We start from the raw sequence: 19353 nt of genomic DNA on the forward strand, positions 1-19353 counted from the left end.
TTTTTGAAAGTATGAATTTTTCTTAAATGTTTGAATTACTTTATTATCTAAAACTTAAGAAATAAACGGTAAAAAGTAAAAAATAAGTTTTTGTATTTTATAAACTGCCTTTTGTGCTTGGAATGGCAAAATTATCATCGGTTTGTTTAACAGCCATTTTGATAGCTTTTGCAAAGGCCTTAAAAATAGCTTCTATTTTATGATGTTCATTACTTCCTTCCGCTTTTATATTTAAGTTAGATTTCGAATTATCGCTAAAAGATTTAAAAAAATGATAAAACATTTCGGTTGGCATTTCTCCGATCTTTTCTCTTTTAAATTCTGCATCCCAAACGATCCACGGACGCCCCCCGAAATCGATGCCTACTTGAGCCAAGCAATCATCCATCGGCAACAGAAATCCATATCTTTCAATTCCTTTTTTACTTCCAAGCGCTTGTAAAATAGCTTCACCTAAAACAATTCCCGTATCTTCTATTGTGTGATGTTCATCTACATTCAAATCTCCATCGACTTTAATATATAAATCCATAGAACCATGTTTGGCTATTTGTTCCAACATATGATCAAAAAAGCCTAAGCCTGTGGATATGGAACTTTTTCCCGAACCGTCCAAATTTATTTCCACGGAAATTTTGGTTTCTTTAGTATTACGAATCACTTTAGCTTTTCGGGGTTGCTTTTTTAAATAGTGATAAATTTCGTCCCAGCTTTGCGTTTGTAATTCTGCACCGGAATTTTCTTCCGTTCCCATATATATAGAACGACAGCCTAAATTTTTTGCTAATTGTACATCGGTTAATCGATCACCAATTACATACGAATGGGAGAGATCATACTTTCCTTTTATATAATGAGTTAACATTCCCGTTCCGGGTTTTCGTGTAGGGAGATTTTCATGTTCAAAACTTCTGTCTATCAGAATTTCAGAAAACGTTATTCCTTCATTTTCAAAAGCTTTGATGATTTTATTTTGTGAAGGCCAAAAAGTTTCTTCAGGAAAGGATTCGGTACCCAATCCATCTTGATTGGTTACCATAACCAATTCGTAATCCATTTCACGGGATATTTTGGAAAGGCTTTGGAAAACCAGGGGATAAAATTCCAATTTTTCCAAGCTGTCCAATTGGTAATCTATCGGAGGCTCAATAACTAAAGTGCCGTCACGGTCTATAAATAATACTTTTTTCATAAGGTATCGTTTAGCCTAGATAATGAATTAATTAATTTTAAATTTTCTTCCGGAGAGCCAACCGTAATACGAAGGCTGTTTTTAATTTTGGAAGATTGATCTCGTACAATGATACCTTCTTGCATTAATTGTTTGAAAACTTGATTGGAATTGGAGAATTCAACGAGCAAGAAGTTCGTATCCGAAGGGTAAATTTTCGTTACTAGCGATAGCTTTTCCAAAGCAGAACGCAATTTTTCTTTTTCTTCAAGAATAATTTTTTTTCTTTTTTCAAATTCACTGCTTTGATTCAGCGCTTCCAAAGCTGCCTTTTGATTCAATTCGCTGATGTTATATGGATGCTTTACTTTATTAAGTAAATGAATAATTTCAGGTTGAGCATAGGCCATACCAATACGTACTCCCGCAATACCCCAAGCCTTACTGAGCGTTTGGAATAGTACAAGATTTGGGTATTGATCCATTTTTTCCAGATAGGAAGGTTGGTCGGTAAATTCTATATACGCTTCATCGATTGCAACAATTCCATTAAAATTTTTTAGTATAAAATCAATATCTTTTGGATTAATCGCATTGCCGGTCGGATTGTTGGGAGTACAAATAACAATTACTTTTAGATTTTCATCGTTGAAATATTTTTGAGCTTCTTCGATATTGATTTGAAAATCGGATGTTAGAGGAATATCAACAATCGTAACATCGTTCAACTCTGCTGCTACCTGGTACATTCCGAAAGTTGGACTGAAAAACATGGCTTTGTCTTTACCGGGATTGCAAAATACCCGATAAATATGATCTATTATTTCATCACTTCCGTTCCCAATAAAAATTTTTTCCGTTGCAATATTTTTAATTTCACTTAATTTTTGTTTTAAATCTTTTTGGTAGGGATCCGGATAACGATTATTGTTTCCAAAAGGGTTTTCGTTAGCGTCTAAAAAAATTCCTTTTATTCCTCCGGATTCATCTCTTGCGGAAGAATACGGATGCATGGCAAGCACATTGGGACGGGCCAGTTGATTTATATTTTTCATGGTTATTATTTTTATTGAATTAAAAGCGTTAATTCTACCCTATTTGTTTTTAAATAAAATATATAAATTAATTTAATTGGTTCGTAAACGTATGCTCACCGCATTTTTATGGGCTTGCAGCTCTTCAGCTTCAGCCATTAATTCTATAGTATTTCCGATCTTTTGCAATCCCTCTTTGGTTAGTTCTTGAAAAGTGATTTTTTTGTAAAAACTATCCAGAGAAACCCCGCTGTAATTTCGTGCATAGCCATTAGTAGGCAATGTGTGATTCGTTCCGCTTGCATAATCTCCGGCACTTTCACAGCTGTAATTGCCTAAAAATACAGATCCCGCATTTTCAATAGAGTGTGTATAGTTTTTGGCTTGATCAATAGCCAAGATCAGATGTTCCGGTGCATAAAGATTACTCAATTGAAAACATTCTTCTAAGGAATTCAATAAAACACCTAGACTATTACGTAAAGCTTTTTTAGCAATTTCTTTTCGAGGAAGACTTTCAAGTTGAGTATTGATCTCGGCTAGGGTCTGATTTAAAATTTCTGAATCCGTGGTTAGAAATACAACTTGACTGTCAGGGCCATGCTCTGCTTGTGAGAGTAAATCGGAAGCAACATACGCAGGATTAGCGGACGAATCGGCCACTACTAATACCTCACTGGGCCCTGCAGGTAAATCTATACTAACTTTAAATTCTTGGGCGTATTGTTTAGCCGCGGTTACATATTGGTTTCCCGGACCGAAAATTTTATAGACTGGTGAAATGGATTCAGTACCTACTGTCATCGCTGCGATGGCTTGAACACCTCCTACCTTATATATATTTTTGATACCTATTGTTTTTGCTGCATATAAAATAGCAGGATGTATTTTGCCTTCTTTATTGGGAGGGGTGCATAATACAATTTCTTTACATTCTGCAATGGTAGCGGGTACTCCCAACATTAAAACGGTCGAAAAAAGGGGTGCAGACCCTCCGGGAATATATAATCCAACTTTTTCTATAGCTCTGGATTCCCTCCAACATTCGATACCGGATTGTATTTCAATAATTTTTTTCTTTTCTTTTTGAGAAAAATGAAATTTTTCAATATTGGATTTAGCTTGTATGATGGCTTGCTTCAATTCATCAGAAACTAATGATTCCGCCTCAAAAAGTTCTTGTTCGGAGACAGTAAGGCTAGTTAAAGACACTTGGTCAAATTGAAGAGTATATTTTTTTAAGGCTGCATCGCCTTCATTTTTTACATCGGTAAATACATTTTTTACGGTTTCATATAATGAAACTTTTTCATTTTCAGGTCTTTTGACTAAATGGTGCCAATCATTTACAGGAGGATATTTTATAATGTTCATTTTTGAGCTCTATTAATAGATAAAATGGTTAATTGTTAAGTAAACTGAATGGGTTTTTCCTTTTATTATAAAAATTTAAAGAATCATTTTTTGAATAGGAATGACTAAAATTCCTTGCGCTCCAAATTCTTTTAATTGTTCTATGATGTCCCAAAACTTATCTTCTTTAATTACAGAATGTATGCTACTCCATCCTTCTTTTGCCAGGGGTAAAATAGTAGGACTTTTAACTCCGGGTAATAAAGAAATTATGTCTTTCAGGTTTTCATTAGGAGCATTCAACAAGATGTATTTATTTTCTCGTGAATATAGTACCGATTGAATTCTGAACAATAATTTATCTAGAATTTCTTGTTTGTCTTGAGAGAGTTTTTTTGATTTTATAAGGGCTGCTTCGCTTTTAGTAACGGTTTCCACTTCTTTTAGTCCGTTCATGAGAAGTGTACTTCCGGTGCTGACAATATCGAAAATGCAATTAGCCAAACCTATTCCCGGAGCTATTTCAACGCTTCCGCCGATTTCTTCAATTTCAACCTTTACATTGTTTTTTTTGCAAAATTTTTTTAAAATTTTAGGATAACTAGTTGCAATTCTTTTATTATTAAAATAAGCAATTCCGGTATATGTTTCTTCTTTCGGTATAGCTAAACACATTCGGCAATTCCCGAAACCTAATTTCTTTATGATTTCTACATTTCGGTCTTTTTCCCAAACTTCGTTTTCACCTAAGATTCCAATATCGGCTACATTTTGTTCTACATATTGTGGGATATCATCATCTCTAAGAAATAAGATTTCAATAGGAAAATTGGTAGATACAGTTTTCAATTTCTGATTACCATTTGGAATTTTTATTCCGCATTCACTCAATAATTCCAGTGATTTTTGACTTAGCCGTCCGTTTTTTTGGATAGCAATTTTCAGTTTACTCATTAGCCATAGTTTTTAAATTTTTTTCTATTGAAGTGATCCTAAAAAAAAACCGCCCGAAAACTCAGGCGGCTATTATTTATTTTGACATTTTGCATAACAAAATTACTTACCTCACCTGATTGTAAGTGTGTAAATAATGATGATGATGTATATGTGTTTGAATCATTTTTGTTTATATTGATTGGTACAAATTTATAAAAAATATAATAAAGCACTAATAATAAATTACAATTATATTATCCTATATAAATGAAGGGTTTACTATATAAATTAATAACATAATCTTATATGTCTAGTAAATTTGTTTGATGAAATCAATATTTAAAACATCATATTTGCCATCAATGAATTTTATAAAATCTTTAAATAGCTTGGTATTATTATGAATATTAATAGCCTCTTGGGATTTCCATACTTCAATTATAAAAAGTTTAGAAGGATCTTTTATGCTTTCATGTAAATCATAAGATACATTACCTTCTTCTTTGCGGGAGCCATCTGCTAAGGAATACAATATTTTTTTAACATCGTCAAGATAGTCAGGTTTTACTTGTATGGTTGCAATTATTTTTAATTCTGACATGGTATAAATAATTTAATACATCAAAAGTAATTAATATAATTAAAACCCGATATATGTTGTTTAAATAATTTTTAATAGTATGTAATGAATATGTTTTGATTAATGAAGTATTTTATATAACATTTCCATTAAAATATCTTTTGAAGTTGCATGAGATGACACATCCACTCCTTTGGATTTCATGTCTGCATCTCGCAAATAAGCAATACATGCAGTAGTTTTTTTTAAAGAATAATTTTTAATGGCGATTAAATACTCATTAGCAAAGAAAGGGTTAATACGAAGTTCTTTAGCTATATTTTGTGGAGTTTTTATCGGTAAAGTGTGTACGATAAGAATATTGGAAAATAAACTTATTAATGTTCCAAAAGTCAAAACAATAGGATTTGCTTTTGGGTTTTTTTCAAAATAGTCTATTATTTTATAAGCCTGTTTCGTATTTTTCTCAACGATGGCCTTTCTTAATTCGAAATTGTTGTACTCTTTACTAATTCCAATATTTCGTTCAATGATTTCAGGAGTTATCTTTTTGGAATTACCTACAATTAATTTAAGTTTTTGAATTTCGTTATCAATACGGGAAAGTTCAGTGCCTAAAAATTCGGCAAGTAAAATCCTGGATTTTTCGTCAATTTCCAAACCGTTAGACTGACATAACGAACCGATCCAAGTGGGTACTTGGTTGTCATATAGCTTTTCGCTTGTAAAAATATATCCTTGTTTACTGAGTAATTTAGTTGCCGACTTTCTTTTATCTAAAGATTTGTATTTATAATTGATGACCAATACAGTTGAAGGCTGAGGATTTTTTATATAATTATCAAAGGCTTCGGATTTGTCAAAAGGCAGCCCCTTTGCTTCTTTAATTATTATAAGCTGTTTATCGGCTCCCATTGGAAATTGCTTTGCCAAAGATATAATTTGATCCAAATCAGATTCTGTACCGTAAATAATATTTTGGTTAAAAGCCTTTTCTTCTTCCTTTAGGACATTTTCTTCCAGTAATTCGGTAAGTTTATCGATGTAAAAAGGCTCATCACCCTGTAAAAAATATACAGGCAGAAACTTTTTATTTTTAATATCTTTGACTAAATTATTATATTCTTTCATAATTAGAATAATGGAACTTCCGGTTTTAAATTTCCCAAAAAAATATAATTTTCAAATAAAGGAGGAAAAATCTCTTTGGTATATTTTTGACGAAGTTAGAAAAAAATGGTTAATTCTAACACCTGAAGAATGGGTAAGGCAACATATTATTTTTTATTTAAAAACCGAAAAAAAAATTCCTCAATCAGCGTTTATAATCGAAAAAAAAATAAATCTCAATCAACAAACTAAACGTATGGATATCTTACTGTATAAAAAATCAGAACCCAGATTATTGGTTGAATGCAAAGCTCCTGAAATACCTATTACTCAAACTACCTTTGAACAGGCCGCTCGATATAATACGCAAATTAAATCCAAATATATTTTATTAACCAATGGATTTAAACACTTGTATTTTACTTACGACCCTGTTAATAATCAGTATAAAATTGTTGACGATTTTGATTGGTCCTAATAATTTTAACAACTTTAAAACAAAAAAAAATAATTAAATTAAAAAATTAGGAGCTTATTTATTTCTTTTCTTAGTTTCGGGTAGAAAAGATGCTACCAATCCCAATAAAGGCAAAAAGGAGCAAAGATAGTATACGTATTGAATACCCGTCTTATCGGCAATTTTACCTAGAATAGCAGAAGCTATTCCGGCTATTCCAAAAGCCAAACCAAAAAAAAGTCCACTTATAAGTCCCACCTTTCCGGGTACTAATTCTTGAGTATAGATGAGAATGGCTGAAAAGGCTGATGACAAAATCAATCCTATGAAAATACTTAAAATGCATGTCCAAGTAAGATTCGCATAAGGCATTAAGAGAGCAAAAGGAGCAGTTCCGAGAATGGAAATCCAAATTACATATTTTCGACCTATTCGATCGCCAACAGGGCCGCCAATAATTGTACCTGCTGCAATAGCAAATAAAAAAGCGAAAAGATAGATTTGCGCTTCATCAATACTAACACCAAATTTATTAATAAGATAAAAAGTATAATAACTGGTAAGACTTGCCATATAAACATATTTTGAAAAAACCAGTAGTAATAAAATACCTATAGCTGAAACTACCTTAGATCGAGGCAATGAAGTATTATTTATTGAATTTTGATCTCCGATATTTTTTTCGGATTCTTTTTTGTTTTTTAAAAGAACTAAATTTTTTTTGTACCATTTGCTGATTACAAGCATTATTCCAATACCTAATAAAGCGATGATGGCTAACCATCCCACATTTTTTTGCCCATAAGGAGTTATGATCCATAACGCAATTAAAGGACCTATGGAACTTCCGAAATTTCCGCCCACTTGAAAGATGGATTGAGCCAGACCGTGCTTACCTCCCGAAGCCAGATAGGCAAGACGAGAGGCTTCCGGATGAAATATGGACGATCCTAATCCCGTAAAAAAAACAGCTAATAGCACATGAGTGAAATTAGTGGCAAGGGCCAGCGATATAACGCCCATCATGCTGAAAGTCATTCCAACGGGTAAAGAATAGGGTTGAGGGTGCTTGTCGGTAAAAATTCCGATTATGGGTTGGAATAAGGAGGAGGACATTTGATAAACAAGGGTTATCAAACCTATTTGAGTAAACGTTAGAGCCAATGAATTTTTTAAAAGCGGATATATGGCAGGTATAACCGATTGCAATGTGTCATTAAACATATGAGATAGTGCTAATAACGACAACAAGGTAAATGCAGTACCGGTTGGTTGAGATGATTTTTCCATAGTTACAGGTATGGTGAAAAAAATAACTGCAAATATATTACTAATTGTACGAATTGGAATAAATTTGGATTATAAAGAGTTGATAAACTAATTTTTACGATGATTATAAGTATCGAACTATGGTAATTCACTTAATGGGACAAAAAAGAAAATGAATACAATTAATTCAGAAAAATACATAAGTTCGATATGGAAAATAAATCAGGTTCATGGAAAAAATCAATGATAATCCTATTCTTAATTATCAGCGTTTTAGGGGTTGCAATATTTTATGTGTATTATTATGTACCTTATGGAGACAGCAGTGTAAAGTCCGGGCAATTAAATTATATCATGCATAAAGGGATTATTTTTAAAACTTATGAAGGAAAATTAATTCAAACCGGATTCAAATCAAGAACCACCGGAGGTATGCAATCCAATGAATTTGAATTTTCTGTGGATAATGAAGAATTGGCACATCAATTAATGAAGCTTACCGGAAAGGATGTTATCTTGCACTATAAGGAATATTTCGGAGCATTACCTTGGAGAGGATATACTAAATATATTGTTGACAGTATAATTTCTTCACAAAACCATGCGGAAACCATACCGTAAAAGTTGTGTTTAAATCTGTTTTTTCAAATAATCACATTATTTTTCGGATAAACCTTCAAAACGATTTAAGATTTTTTTAATTTAAATCCGGTATTTTTGCAGACCTAAAAGAAATAATAAAATAATGCGATTTTATTCCTTACGTGTACAAAAAGTGATACCGCTTACTTCAGGAAGTGTTCGATTAGACTTGTCAATTCCTGAAGAATTAAAATCTATATTCCGTTGGAAAGCGGGACAGTTTATTCGCTTTCAATTTGAGATCAATGGAGAAATCTTTGAAAGAGAATATTCGATATGCACTGCACCGTTTGAAGGATATCTGTCTTTTGCCGTAAAAAAGGCTAAAAATGCGTTTGTATCTGAATTTGTGCAAAACCATGTGAAGGAAGGAGATCTTGTATCTATTTCTGCTCCCATGGGAACTTTCGGAATACCCTCGCGACCCAATGAAAAAAGAACTTTGGCAGCATTTGCCTCCGGTAGCGGTATAGCCCCGATTGTAAGCATTATCAAAGATACCTTATATCATGAGCCTAACGTTCAATTTTATCTTTTTTATGGTAATACGAATGAAAATGAAGCAATTTTTAAAGATGAATTGACTGAATTACAAAAACAAAATCCTACTAATTTTTTCCCTTATTTTTTTTATACCCGACAAGAAATGCAAGATAAATTTTTTGAGGGAAAATTGGATGCTCACAAAATAAAACTAATCATCAATCAAATTATGGATTGGGATGAATTGGATGAAGCGCTAATTTGTGGTCCAAAAGATATGATCGTTACCCTTGCTAATGCTATTTATGAGCAAGGTATCCCTAAAAAAAATATACATTACGAATTGTATGAGCCGGTTGAAAAAGTTTTTTTTGATGATAAAATCAAGCGTTCTACAGTTAAAGAAGTAAAAGTAACCTATATATTTAGGAAAATCACAAAAACGATGAGTTGGATAAATAACGGTTCTTCCTTAATTACTGCTTTACTGGATAGTGGAGTAGAGGCTCCTTATTCTTGTAAAGGAGGAGTTTGTGGAGCATGTATTTGTACTAAAACAGAAGGGGAAGTATATCTAGATGAAAACTTAGTCTTAACAGAAAATGATCTAAATAAAGGTAAAATACTTACCTGTATGGCTCATCCTAAAACAAAAACATTAACCATTAATTTAGACGAAGCATAAAAATTTTTTAAAACATTCTTGTGTGTACTCTATTAATTTTCATCATTCTTTAATGATAAGAATAGAAGCAAAATACCATATGGTAAAGTAAAAATAAGTAAATTTACCACAAGTCAACAGTAAAAATTAAAGATTAAAAATATACTACCATTAAAAAATGAAAGAACTAGTTATTGTTTCTGCTGCGAGAACACCCATAGGAAGTTTTTTAGGCAGTCTATCAAGCCTTTCAGCGGTGCAATTAGGATCAGCAGCCATTGAAGGGGCACTGAATAAAATTAAATTGGAAAAAACTTTGATCAATGAGGTTTTTATGGGTAATGTTTTACAGGCCAATGTAGGACAGGCACCGGCTAAACAAGCTTCATTGGGAGCCGGAATACCGAATAACGTCCCTTGTACTACCATAAACAAAGTATGTGCTTCAGGAATGAAAGCGGTAATTATTGGTGCACAATCCATTCAAGCAGGAGATAATGAAATAGTTGTGGCAGGAGGAATGGAATCCATGTCGCAAGTACCTTATTATCTAACAAAAGGAAGAATTGGAAACAAGTTGGGGGATCAAAAGTTAGTTGATGGTTTACTAAAAGACGGGTTGATAAATGTATATGATCGCAATCATATGGGAATATGCGCAGATACTTGTGCAGAAGAGTATAATATTTCCAGAGAAGAGCAAGATGCTTTCGCCATACAATCGTATACACGTTCGGAATTAGCATGGAAATCCGGTAAATTTAAAGATGAAGTTGTGCCTGTGACTGTTCCTCAGAGAAAAAAAGATCCCATAGTCATTTCAGAAGATGAAGAATTTAAAAATGTAAATTTCGATAAGCTGAAACAATTATCCCCTGTTTTTCAAAAAGAAGGAACTGTAACTGCAGCCAATGCATCTACTTTAAATGATGGAGCATCAGCACTAATACTAATGACAGCTGAGAAAGCTAAAGAATTAGGTTTACAACCGTTAGTAAAAATTATTTCCTATGCAGATGCTGCTTGTGAGCCTGAAAAATTCACCATAGCACCTTCCTTAGCTCTTCCCAAAGCCCTAAAAAAAGCAAATTTATCTTTAGATGATATTGATTTTTTTGAGTTCAATGAAGCATTTTCCGTAGTTGGATTAGCGAATGCTAAAATACTAAACATAGATAGTTCAAAAGTAAATGTAAATGGTGGCGCTGTTTCTTTAGGGCATCCTTTAGGTAATAGCGGTTCGAGAATTATAGTTACTTTAATCCATGTGTTAAAACAAAATAATGCAAAGTATGGAGCGGCAGCAATCTGTAATGGAGGAGGAGGAGCTAGTGCAATTATACTTGAAAATATATAAACTTTTATAAAATATAATAAAAAAGGCAGATTTAAAAAATCTGCCTTTTTTATTATCAATTCAGGTAATTAGCTTGAAGAGTCTATAAAATATTTAATATAATTTAAATTTAAATTATATTAATATTATAAAAATATTTAATTGATTTATATATATTTGTTAGATAAACAAAAATTATATTTTGAATTAATTAATATTAGAAATCATGAAGAATACATTAAATATTATCTTGCTTTCGTCAGCCTTTAACGGATTAACTCAAAGAGTCTGGCTTTCATTGAAAGAAGCAGGATATCAGGTTAGTTTTTTACTTTTTACCACAGAACAAGAGGTTATAGATTCGATCGAAACTGCCCATCCGGACCTTGTTATTTGTCCTTTTTTGAAAGATAGAGTACCTGAAGTTCTTTGGAAAAATGAGACAAGACCTATCATAATTATCCATCCGGGTATTAGAGGAGATAGAGGAGCCTCCTCTTTGGACTGGGCAATTTTAAAAAATCTTGACACATGGGGAGTAACTGCATTACAAGCCGTAGAAGAAATGGACGCCGGACCTATTTGGGCAAGTCATGAATTTAAAAAACCTGCTTTAATAAGAAAATCAGAGCTTTATAACAATTTTGTAAGTGATGCCGCTATAAAATGTATTTTTGAGGTTATTGATAAATTTATAAATAAAGAAAAACCCATCCCATTAGATTATAATAACGAAAACGTAAAGGGAAGGCTAGAACCTAATATGAAACAATCGGATCGTCATTTTGAATGGACTAGTTCGGCAAAAGATATTTTAAATATAGTAAATTCAGCAGAAGGAATACCCGGTGTATTAGCAGAAATAGAAGGTGAAAAATTTTATATATATGATGCATATTTGGATCATCGTGAAGGTGAAGCGGGAAAACTTTTAGCCCGCCGTGAAGATGCAGTTTTAATTGGAACAGGAGAAAAAAGCCTATGGATTGGTTCGTTAAAAAGAGCAGCTAAAGACCAATTGCCCTTTAAACTACCGGCTGTACAAGTTTTAAAAGAAAAAGCAGAAAGTCTAAAAGATTTAACACTTTCATTGTACGATACGGTTTTATCTAATGAGGAGTACAGTACAATACATTATTCCCAAAAAGGAAAAATAGGAGAGTTAACCTTTAATTTTTATAATGGTGCCATGAGTACCCAACAATGCGAAAGGATGATAAAAGCTATTCAATTTGCTAAAGAACAGGAAACGAATGTATTGATAATTAAAGGAGGATACAATGCTTTTTCCAATGGTGTACACCTTAATACGATAGAAGCAGCAGAAAATCCGGCAGAAGAGGCCTGGAAAAATATACATGCTATAGACGATGTATGTTTAGAACTTTTAGATACGAAACAATGGGTAATTGCCGGTGTGACTGGAAGTGCCGGAGCGGGAGGAGTAATGTTAGCTTTAACAGCTGATTTTGTAGCTGCCAGAGATGGAATAATACTTAATCCTCATTATGCCACGATGGGATTATACGGTTCAGAATATTGGACATATACTTTGCCTAAACGGGTGGGAGAGCAACAAGCTAGAAAATTAACCGAAGAATGTTTACCCGTAAGTGTAACCAGGGCATTAGAGATCGGATTAATTGACTCTATAGGTCCCAGAGAAATAAACAATTTCAATAAATGGTTATGGGTACAAGCTAAAAAATCAGAAGAAGTAAATAAAAAAGCCTTAAAAAAACCTTTTGATTCGGAAAAAGCAGCTGAGTGTAGAAAGAAAGAATTGGAAGAGATGAAAGAAGATATGCTTTACGACCGAAATTCTTTTTCAGTAAAAAGAAATTGTTTTGTGCTTAAAAAAAGAGCTTGTAATACTCCGGATCGATTGATCGCCAATTGGGCAAGAGTTAAACAAAATAAGGAATAATAAAAAAACCATCTCATTTGAGATGGTTTTTATTGAGGCTTCGAGCGGATTCGAACCGCTGTACAAGGTTTTGCAGACCTCTGCCTAGCCACTCGGCCACGAAGCCGTTTTGTTGGATTGCAAATCTACAATTTTTTTTGAATTAAAATTAAAATCTAATAAAATTTCTTTTTAAAAGTTACTTTTACCTGATCTAAATTTACATGTACAGGCGGGTTTACCTTTGCAACAGAGACTTTTACAGCTTTTACCTTTTTACATTGAAATTTTATTTCTCTTATAATTCGATAGGCAACATGTTCTAAAAGATTGGAGCGAACAGCCATTTGATCTTTAACTATTTGTGCAACAATTCCGTAATTAACAGTATCATTAAGCTCATCAGATCTTCCTGCTTTTTCTAAGTTTAACCGTATTGTCACATTAACTATATAAAAAGTACCAATTTTAGCTTCTTCTTCTAAGCATCCATGATAGGCGTAAATTTTTATATTTTTTAATTTTATTTTTTGCATTTAAAAAAGTTGTTTAGCAATTTTTCTTATATTTTCAGATCTTCCCATAGAATAAAAATGAAGTACGGGAACTCCTTGCTTCATTAATTCCTTGCATTGATTAACCGTCCATTCTATTCCCACCTCATATACTGCTTTATTATCCTTACATTTTTCTACGGCCATAACTAATTCTTGAGGCATATCTATGTGAAAAATGTTTGGAAGAATAGTGAGATGTTTTTTTATAGATACGGGCTTTATGCCGGGTATGATCGGTACAGTAATTCCGACATTTCTACACTTCTTTACAAACTCAAAATATTTAGTATTATCATAAAACAGTTGAGTAACAATGTAATCAGCTCCGGCATCAATTTTTTGCTTTAAATAATTTAAATCTGTATCTAAATTAGGGCTTTCAAAATGTTTTTCAGGATATCCGGCTATGCCAATACAAAAATCAGTAGCTCCATGAGCGTATTCTTCATGAAGATATTTACCTGAATTCATGTTTTGAACTTGAGATACCAGTTCATTAGCATATGAATGTCCATGGGAGTGTGGTTTAAATATACCCTCACTTTTGATAGGATCTCCCCGTAAAACTAAAATATTATCAATACCTAAAAAATTAAAATCGATAAGAATATTTTCAGTTTCTTCTTTATTAAACCCACCACATATTAAATGAGGCACTGCGTCAACTTTATACTTTTGTTGAATTGCAGCACATATACCCACTGTACCGGGACGTTTTCTTGTAACAATTTTTTGTATCAATCCATTAGGTAACTCTCTATATTCGTATTCTTCTCTATGATAGGTTACATCAATGAAAGGAGGATTAAATTCCATTAAAGGATCAATATTGGAAAATATATTTTGTAAATCTTCTCCTTTTTTAGGCGGTAGTATTTCGAAGGAAAATAAAGTTTTTCCCTTTGCGTTGGAAATATGTTCTGTAACTTTCATATTAATTATTTTTGTTCAAAACAGGCCATTTTATTGGGAGATGAAAAATATTTTTAGTTATTATTGTTATCATTTATAGTTTATTCATTATAATTATAAAGCACTTTCATTAAAAGAAAAGGGTAGTAAATCTGCACATTGGTTAAATTTAATTACTTTTCCTCTCATACCGGTAAAAAGAAATTCAATAGGCCTTTTTTGTCTGAATTCGTATTCAATAAGTACTTGTCTACAGGCTCCGCAAGGAGAGACAGGAATGGAACTATTATCATCTTTTCCGGCAACTACAGCCATTTTTATTATTTTAGCAGACGGATAGTTTGCTATAGTATAAAAAATAGCGGTCCTTTCAGCACATAAACCACTGGGATAAGCGGCATTCTCTTGATTGTTACCTGTTAAGATTTTACCATTATCTAATAATAAGGCGGCTCCAACTTTAAAATTAGAATAGTTGGCATAAGCAGAATTACGGGCTTCTTTAGCCTTATTAATTACTACTAAGTCTTGGTCGGAAAGATCTTCCCATTGGGAATACTCTTCATATTTTAGATCTAAGACTTTAATCATGTTTAATACTTATTATGTGCACCTAAGTTACTAATAAATTATAAAAATGGGTAAAATAATTATCCTGTATGATCTATTTGCTAAAACAAAAAAACTATAAAACAGATTTTTATAAGAGAGAAAAGATTTCTCTTTCTGCAAAATGAAAATGAGCTTCAATCGCTGCATTTTCGTCGCTGTCTGATCCATGAATGGCATTTCGTTGTGTGCTTTCAGCATATTTTTTGCGGATAGTACCTTCTTCTGCCTGATCGGGATTGGTAGCACCGATTAACTTTCTAAAATTTTCCACAGCATTTTCCTTTTTTAAAACAGCTGCAATTATAGGTCCGGAGGTCATAAAATTCACTAAGTCATCAAAAAAAGGTTTGCCTTGATGTACTGAATAGAATCTTTGGGCATCTGCTAAGGTGAGGGAGGTTAGTTTTAAAGCAATGATACTAAAACCGGCTTCAGTAATATCTTTTAAAATAGTTCCCGTTAGCCCTTTAGAAACAGCATCGGGTTTTATCATAGTAAGAGTAAAATTGGACATAAAAATATATATTTAAAAAAGTTAAGATAAGTAATAATAAAATAAAGTTAAAAAAAAACACTCAATTCTGTAAAGAATTGAGTGTTTTTTAATTAAATATTTTAATCTCTTAAGCCAATAATGATACCGGATTTTCAAGATACATTTTAAGAGTTTGTAAAAACTGAGCTCCGGTAGCACCATCTACTACACGGTGATCACATGCCAATGATATTTGCATTGTGTTACCAACCACAATTTGTCCGTTTTTCACTACCGGTTTTTGTATGATAGCTCCCACGGATAAAATACATGAATTCGGTTGATTAATAATAGAATTGAAAGATTCCACTCCAAACATTCCTAAGTTAGAAATAGTGAAAGTAGATCCGTCCATTTCATTAGCTTTTAATTTTTTATCTCTAGCTCTTCCGGCTAAGTCTTTTACTGCTGATGAAATTTGAGTTAAAGATAAGTAATCGGTGTTTTTAATTACCGGAACTACTAATCCATCTTCAACTGCTACGGCAACTCCTACATTTATGTTTCCACGATGGATAATTTTAGTATCAGACCAAGTACTATTAATTTGTGGATGTTTTCTTAAAGCAATTGCAACGGCTTTAATTACAATATCGTTAAAAGATACTTTGGTATCAGGAAGGCTATTGATAGCTTTTCTAGCTTCCATAGCATTATCCATATTGATTTCAAATACCAAATTGTAATGAGGAGCAGTAAATAAACTGTGGCTAAGACTTTTAGCAATAGCATTTCTCATGGAAGAGTTTGGAGTTTCAGTGTCTACACCCGGAGTTATTTGCGGAGCAACCGGCGCAGATTTAGCTGAAGAGGAAGTAGCTGTAGTTGTAGAAGCTGTTGGAACAAAATTTTCAACATCTTTTCTAATAATTCTTCCATTGTCTCCACTTCCTTTAATTTGATCTAGGCTAATTCCTTTTTCTTTAGCAATTTTCTTTGCTAAAGGAGAAGCGAAAATTTTACCGTTGCCGGATGAAACTGTATTAGCTTCAGAAGAAGGTTTAGAGTCATTGGATGCGGCAGCTGCCGGCTCAGAAGCAGCAGGTTTAGAAGTTGCTGTAGAAGCAGAAGAGCCTCCGGCAATAATTCCGCTAACATCCGTACCTGCAGGTCCTACGATAGCCAATAAAGATTCAATTGGAGCAGAATCTCCTTCTTTTACTCCTTGGTATAATAAAACTCCGCCGTTACCATCGTATTCAAAATCTTGAACCGCTTTATCTGTTTCTATTTCAGCAATAACATCACCTTCTTTAATAGTATCACCTACCTTGACATTCCATTTAGAAACTTTACCTTCAGTCATGGTATCACTAAGTCTAGGAACTTTGATAATTTCTACATCTTTAGGGATTTCTACAGAAGCAGAAGGGGTAGAATTTGTATTCGTATTGCTAGAGTCGTTATTAGTTGTTGGTTCGGAAGATGTGGAATTGCTATTAGCACCTCCAATTAATGCGCTGATGTCTTCCCCTGCTTTTCCGATAATAGCTAACAGAGAATCCACCGGTGCAGCATCACCTTCTTTAACTCCTTGGTATAAAAGGATACCATCATCACCATCATAATCAAAATCCTGAACAGCTTTATCTGTTTCAATTTCTGCTAAGATATCGCCTTCTTTTACAGGATCTCCTACTTTTAGGTTCCATTTAGATACTTTTCCCTCAGTCATGGTATCACTCAGACGAGGCATTTTTATAACTTCAGCCATAATTTGGTTTTGATTCGTGTTTTTATTGGTTTTCTAATTTATCTAAAAAAGGATAATTCGGCTCAGAGTATATATATTTATATAATACGTCATCATCAGCGTAAGGAGCATCTTCTGCAAACTTACCAACTTCATTCATTTCATCCTTTAATCTTTTATCTATTTCATCTAATTCTTCGATGCTTGCCCAATTATTAGACAAAATTTTATGTTTTACGAATAGAATCGGGTCTTCTTTTTTATGCTCTTCCACTTCTTCTTTCGTTCTGTAAGGCTCAGCATCAGACATGGAATGTCCTCGGAAACGATACGTTCTAGCCTCAAGGAATGTAGGGCCATCACCTCTTCTTGCTCTTTCAATAGCTTCGTAAGCTGCTTCTGCAACTGTCTCAGGATTCATTGCATCCACCGGAGCGCATGGCATTTCATACCCTAGTCCTAATTGGTAAATATCCAAATTATTAGTAGTTCTTTCAACTGATGTACCCATAGCATATTGATTGTTTTCACAAACAAATACTACCGGTAATTTCCAGTTCATAGCCATATTGAATGTTTCATGTAGAGTACCTTGTCTTACTGCACCGTCACCCATGTAGCAAATAGTAACCGCGTCGCGTTCAAAATATTTATCTGCGAAGGCTATACCGGCACCTAACGGGATATGACCACCTACAATACCATGTCCACCGTATACATTGTGCTCACGGCTGAAAAGGTGCATAGATCCACCCAATCCTTGAGACGAACCGGTGGCTTTACCGCATAATTCAGACATGGCTACTTTAGGATCCAGCCCCATGGCTAATGCATGAGCATGACAACGATAAGAGGTTATAATCTTGTCTTTGGTTATATCCATTGCATGAGTAAAACCTGCTGCAATTGCCTCTTGGCCATTATATAAATGCAAAAAACCTCTGATTTTATCTTTTAAATATAGAGAACGAGCTTTGTCCTCAAATCTTCTCCACATAGTCATATCCTCAAACCACTTGAGGTATACTTCTTTACTAAATTCTTTCATCCTTGTACAATTTGACACGCAAATTTACATCAAATACTATGAACTAACAAAATTTAGATTTTATAAGTTTAAATACTTATATTATGATTATTTATATTAAATTATTTATAATAGTAATTATTTATTTTTATTTAATGCTGATTTAATAATTGAGTATGATAATTTATTCATATTATTATTTGTTTTATTTTTATTTAGTAGAAATATTATTTGTCTAATTTTTCAATTCATTAAATTTCATTTCGATATATATCTGATCATTTAAAAGAATTATTATAGAAGTTATAGTTATGAAAAACTATTCATTAAATAAAATTTAATCATTTGATTAAATCAAAAATTTAAATATATTTGCATTAAAATATATTTAGTGGTATAAAAAATGCAATACGATTGCAATGAATAAATTATAAAATTGGAAATGAAAATCAGGATATGGTCAGAGATGTTTCAACAGAGCAAAAAATTAAAGAAGCTGCAAAGCGCGTTTTTCAAAAAAAAGGTTTTGGTTTAACTCGTACCCGAGATATAGCAAAAGAGGCGGGTATCAATTTGGCTCTGCTAAATTATTATTACAGAAGTAAAGAAAATTTATTTGAAATAGTGATGCAGGAGAGCATAGAAGAAATGTTTTCTTATCTGGAACATATAATGAATAATAAACAAACAACCTTGACCGAGAAAATAGATGCAGGAGTCTTAAGATATATAGAAGGAATGTCCAAAAATTCAAATTTGCCTCTTTTTTTATTCAGTGAATTACAGGCTAATCCACAACATCTTTTTGATAGGGTTAAAATTCCTGAAGGTTTTATCCAAGAGACTTATATGTTCAAACAGATCAATGAGCAAATAAATAAAGAAAAGTTGAATTTTACAGCGATACATTTTTTTATAAATCTAGTTTCCATGTCTATTTTTCCGATAATAGGACAGCCTATTATAAAATATGTAAATATAATGGATGAAAAAAGTTTTGCTGATTTCATCGAACAACGCAAAACTTTAGTTCCAATTTGGTTAAAGTCAATGTTAAAGCTAGTATAATAATGAGA

Annotated in this window: 19 protein-coding genes and 1 tRNA gene; 6 read left to right on the top strand and 14 right to left on the bottom strand. The window is 32.8% G+C overall.

Going from position 1 to position 19353, the window contains the following annotated elements:
* Nucleotides 1-97 precede the first annotated feature (97 nt).
* From hisB to holA, 6 genes are all read right to left on the bottom strand, one after another.
* Nucleotides 98-1192, bottom strand: a complete 1095-nt coding sequence (gene hisB / locus GFU93_RS09695; RefSeq protein ID WP_160569030.1) for a bifunctional histidinol-phosphatase/imidazoleglycerol-phosphate dehydratase HisB — start codon at nt 1190-1192, stop codon at nt 98-100.
* The gene (gene hisC / locus GFU93_RS09700; RefSeq protein ID WP_160569032.1) at nt 1189-2226 is read right to left on the bottom strand and encodes a histidinol-phosphate transaminase; all 1038 of its coding nucleotides are present in this window, start codon (nt 2224-2226) and stop codon (nt 1189-1191) included. Before hisC ends, hisB begins: the two co-directional genes overlap by 4 nt.
* 72 nt (nt 2227-2298) lie before the next feature.
* Entirely contained in the window at nt 2299-3579 is a 1281-nt protein-coding gene (hisD, locus tag GFU93_RS09705) for a histidinol dehydrogenase (protein ID WP_160569034.1), read from the bottom strand.
* 75 nt (nt 3580-3654) lie between these two features.
* Complete coding sequence (gene hisG / locus GFU93_RS09710; RefSeq protein ID WP_105296672.1) at nt 3655-4512, bottom strand: ATP phosphoribosyltransferase; 858 nt, start codon at nt 4510-4512, stop codon at nt 3655-3657.
* 292 nt (nt 4513-4804) lie between these two features.
* Nucleotides 4805-5095, bottom strand: coding sequence for a putative quinol monooxygenase (locus GFU93_RS09715; protein ID WP_160569036.1), 291 nt, complete (start codon nt 5093-5095; stop codon nt 4805-4807).
* 99 nt (nt 5096-5194) lie between these two features.
* Entirely contained in the window at nt 5195-6205 is a 1011-nt protein-coding gene (gene holA / locus GFU93_RS09720; protein ID WP_160569038.1) for a DNA polymerase III subunit delta, read from the bottom strand.
* A gap of 10 nt (nt 6206-6215) precedes the next feature.
* Here holA and GFU93_RS09725 point away from each other — a divergent pair, with 10 nt between their 5' ends.
* On the top strand, nt 6216-6662 hold the full coding sequence (locus tag GFU93_RS09725; protein ID WP_160569040.1) for a type I restriction enzyme HsdR N-terminal domain-containing protein: 447 nt from the start codon (nt 6216-6218) through the stop codon (nt 6660-6662).
* A gap of 54 nt (nt 6663-6716) precedes the next feature.
* Here the strand turns inward: GFU93_RS09725 and GFU93_RS09730 are convergent, their stop codons facing one another.
* Nucleotides 6717-7931: an MFS transporter gene (locus GFU93_RS09730; RefSeq protein WP_160569042.1), complete on the bottom strand. Its 1215-nt coding sequence runs from the start codon at nt 7929-7931 to the stop codon at nt 6717-6719.
* A gap of 189 nt (nt 7932-8120) precedes the next feature.
* Between GFU93_RS09730 and GFU93_RS09735 the strand changes: the two genes are divergently transcribed.
* The 4 genes from GFU93_RS09735 to GFU93_RS09750 all read left to right on the top strand — a co-directional run bounded on the left by GFU93_RS09735 (nt 8121) and on the right by GFU93_RS09750 (nt 12962).
* Nucleotides 8121-8531: a hypothetical protein gene (locus GFU93_RS09735; RefSeq protein ID WP_160569044.1), complete on the top strand. Its 411-nt coding sequence runs from the start codon at nt 8121-8123 to the stop codon at nt 8529-8531.
* Nucleotides 8532-8655: 124 nt separating this feature from the next.
* A complete protein-coding gene (locus tag GFU93_RS09740) occupies nt 8656-9720 on the top strand; it encodes a 2Fe-2S iron-sulfur cluster-binding protein (protein ID WP_160569046.1) in 1065 nt (354 codons plus the stop codon).
* 157 nt (nt 9721-9877) lie between these two features.
* Nucleotides 9878-11056, top strand: a complete 1179-nt coding sequence (locus GFU93_RS09745) for an acetyl-CoA C-acyltransferase (RefSeq protein WP_160569048.1) — start codon at nt 9878-9880, stop codon at nt 11054-11056.
* Between the two features lie 205 nt (nt 11057-11261).
* Nucleotides 11262-12962 carry an enoyl-CoA hydratase-related protein gene (locus GFU93_RS09750; RefSeq protein WP_160569050.1) on the top strand — a complete coding sequence of 567 codons (1701 nt, stop codon included), beginning with the start codon at nt 11262-11264 and terminating at the stop codon, nt 12960-12962.
* A gap of 35 nt (nt 12963-12997) precedes the next feature.
* Here the strand turns inward: GFU93_RS09750 and GFU93_RS09755 are convergent.
* From GFU93_RS09755 to pdhA, 7 genes are all read right to left on the bottom strand, one after another.
* Nucleotides 12998-13068 (bottom strand) — tRNA-Cys (locus tag GFU93_RS09755).
* A 49-nt stretch (nt 13069-13117) separates the two neighbouring features.
* The gene (gene folB, locus GFU93_RS09760) at nt 13118-13477 is read right to left on the bottom strand and encodes a dihydroneopterin aldolase (RefSeq protein WP_160569052.1); all 360 of its coding nucleotides are present in this window, start codon (nt 13475-13477) and stop codon (nt 13118-13120) included.
* Complete coding sequence (gene metF, locus GFU93_RS09765; protein WP_160569054.1) at nt 13478-14431, bottom strand: methylenetetrahydrofolate reductase [NAD(P)H]; 954 nt, start codon at nt 14429-14431, stop codon at nt 13478-13480.
* Between the two features lie 93 nt (nt 14432-14524).
* Nucleotides 14525-15001, bottom strand: coding sequence for a cytidine deaminase (cdd, locus tag GFU93_RS09770; protein ID WP_185150479.1), 477 nt, complete (start codon nt 14999-15001; stop codon nt 14525-14527).
* A 109-nt stretch (nt 15002-15110) separates the two neighbouring features.
* Nucleotides 15111-15536 carry a nucleoside-diphosphate kinase gene (locus GFU93_RS09775; RefSeq protein WP_160569057.1) on the bottom strand — a complete coding sequence of 142 codons (426 nt, stop codon included), beginning with the start codon at nt 15534-15536 and terminating at the stop codon, nt 15111-15113.
* A 109-nt stretch (nt 15537-15645) separates the two neighbouring features.
* Complete coding sequence (locus GFU93_RS09780) at nt 15646-17271, bottom strand: 2-oxo acid dehydrogenase subunit E2 (protein WP_160569059.1); 1626 nt, start codon at nt 17269-17271, stop codon at nt 15646-15648.
* Between the two features lie 22 nt (nt 17272-17293).
* Nucleotides 17294-18298 (bottom strand): pyruvate dehydrogenase (acetyl-transferring) E1 component subunit alpha, encoded by a 1005-nt coding sequence (gene pdhA / locus GFU93_RS09785; RefSeq protein WP_105296659.1) that lies wholly within the window; start codon nt 18296-18298, stop codon nt 17294-17296.
* A 435-nt stretch (nt 18299-18733) separates the two neighbouring features.
* Between pdhA and GFU93_RS09790 the strand changes: the two genes are divergently transcribed.
* Nucleotides 18734-19345, top strand: coding sequence for a TetR/AcrR family transcriptional regulator (locus tag GFU93_RS09790; RefSeq protein WP_160569061.1), 612 nt, complete (start codon nt 18734-18736; stop codon nt 19343-19345).
* The last annotated feature ends 8 nt before the right edge of the window (nt 19346-19353 follow it).

It is taken from the genome of Apibacter sp. B3546 (assembly GCF_009827885.1).
Classification (GTDB): Bacteria; Bacteroidota; Bacteroidia; order Flavobacteriales; family Weeksellaceae; genus Apibacter.

Excerpts from the sequence above, each read along its gene's own strand:
- cdd (WP_185150479.1), bottom strand. The coding sequence starts at position 15,001 with ATGATTAAAGTCTTAGATCTAAAATATGAAGAGTATTCCCAATGGGAA.
- GFU93_RS09750 (WP_160569050.1), top strand. The coding sequence starts at position 11,262 with ATGAAGAATACATTAAATATTATCTTGCTTTCGTCAGCCTTTAACGGA.
- GFU93_RS09780 (WP_160569059.1), bottom strand. The coding sequence starts at position 17,271 with ATGGCTGAAGTTATAAAAATGCCTCGTCTGAGTGATACCATGACTGAG.
- hisG (WP_105296672.1), bottom strand. The coding sequence starts at position 4,512 with ATGAGTAAACTGAAAATTGCTATCCAAAAAAACGGACGGCTAAGTCAA.
- holA (WP_160569038.1), bottom strand. The coding sequence starts at position 6,205 with ATGAAAGAATATAATAATTTAGTCAAAGATATTAAAAATAAAAAGTTT.
- GFU93_RS09725 (WP_160569040.1), top strand. The coding sequence starts at position 6,216 with ATGGAACTTCCGGTTTTAAATTTCCCAAAAAAATATAATTTTCAAATA.
- GFU93_RS09735 (WP_160569044.1), top strand. The coding sequence starts at position 8,121 with ATGGAAAATAAATCAGGTTCATGGAAAAAATCAATGATAATCCTATTC.
- GFU93_RS09745 (WP_160569048.1), top strand. The coding sequence starts at position 9,878 with ATGAAAGAACTAGTTATTGTTTCTGCTGCGAGAACACCCATAGGAAGT.
- folB (WP_160569052.1), bottom strand. The coding sequence starts at position 13,477 with ATGCAAAAAATAAAATTAAAAAATATAAAAATTTACGCCTATCATGGA.
- hisB (WP_160569030.1), bottom strand. The coding sequence starts at position 1,192 with ATGAAAAAAGTATTATTTATAGACCGTGACGGCACTTTAGTTATTGAG.
- hisD (WP_160569034.1), bottom strand. The coding sequence starts at position 3,579 with ATGAACATTATAAAATATCCTCCTGTAAATGATTGGCACCATTTAGTC.
- metF (WP_160569054.1), bottom strand. The coding sequence starts at position 14,431 with ATGAAAGTTACAGAACATATTTCCAACGCAAAGGGAAAAACTTTATTT.
- GFU93_RS09730 (WP_160569042.1), bottom strand. The coding sequence starts at position 7,931 with ATGGAAAAATCATCTCAACCAACCGGTACTGCATTTACCTTGTTGTCG.
- GFU93_RS09775 (WP_160569057.1), bottom strand. The coding sequence starts at position 15,536 with ATGTCCAATTTTACTCTTACTATGATAAAACCCGATGCTGTTTCTAAA.
- pdhA (WP_105296659.1), bottom strand. The coding sequence starts at position 18,298 with ATGAAAGAATTTAGTAAAGAAGTATACCTCAAGTGGTTTGAGGATATG.
- hisC (WP_160569032.1), bottom strand. The coding sequence starts at position 2,226 with ATGAAAAATATAAATCAACTGGCCCGTCCCAATGTGCTTGCCATGCAT.
- GFU93_RS09715 (WP_160569036.1), bottom strand. The coding sequence starts at position 5,095 with ATGTCAGAATTAAAAATAATTGCAACCATACAAGTAAAACCTGACTAT.
- GFU93_RS09790 (WP_160569061.1), top strand. The coding sequence starts at position 18,734 with ATGGTCAGAGATGTTTCAACAGAGCAAAAAATTAAAGAAGCTGCAAAG.
- GFU93_RS09740 (WP_160569046.1), top strand. The coding sequence starts at position 8,656 with ATGCGATTTTATTCCTTACGTGTACAAAAAGTGATACCGCTTACTTCA.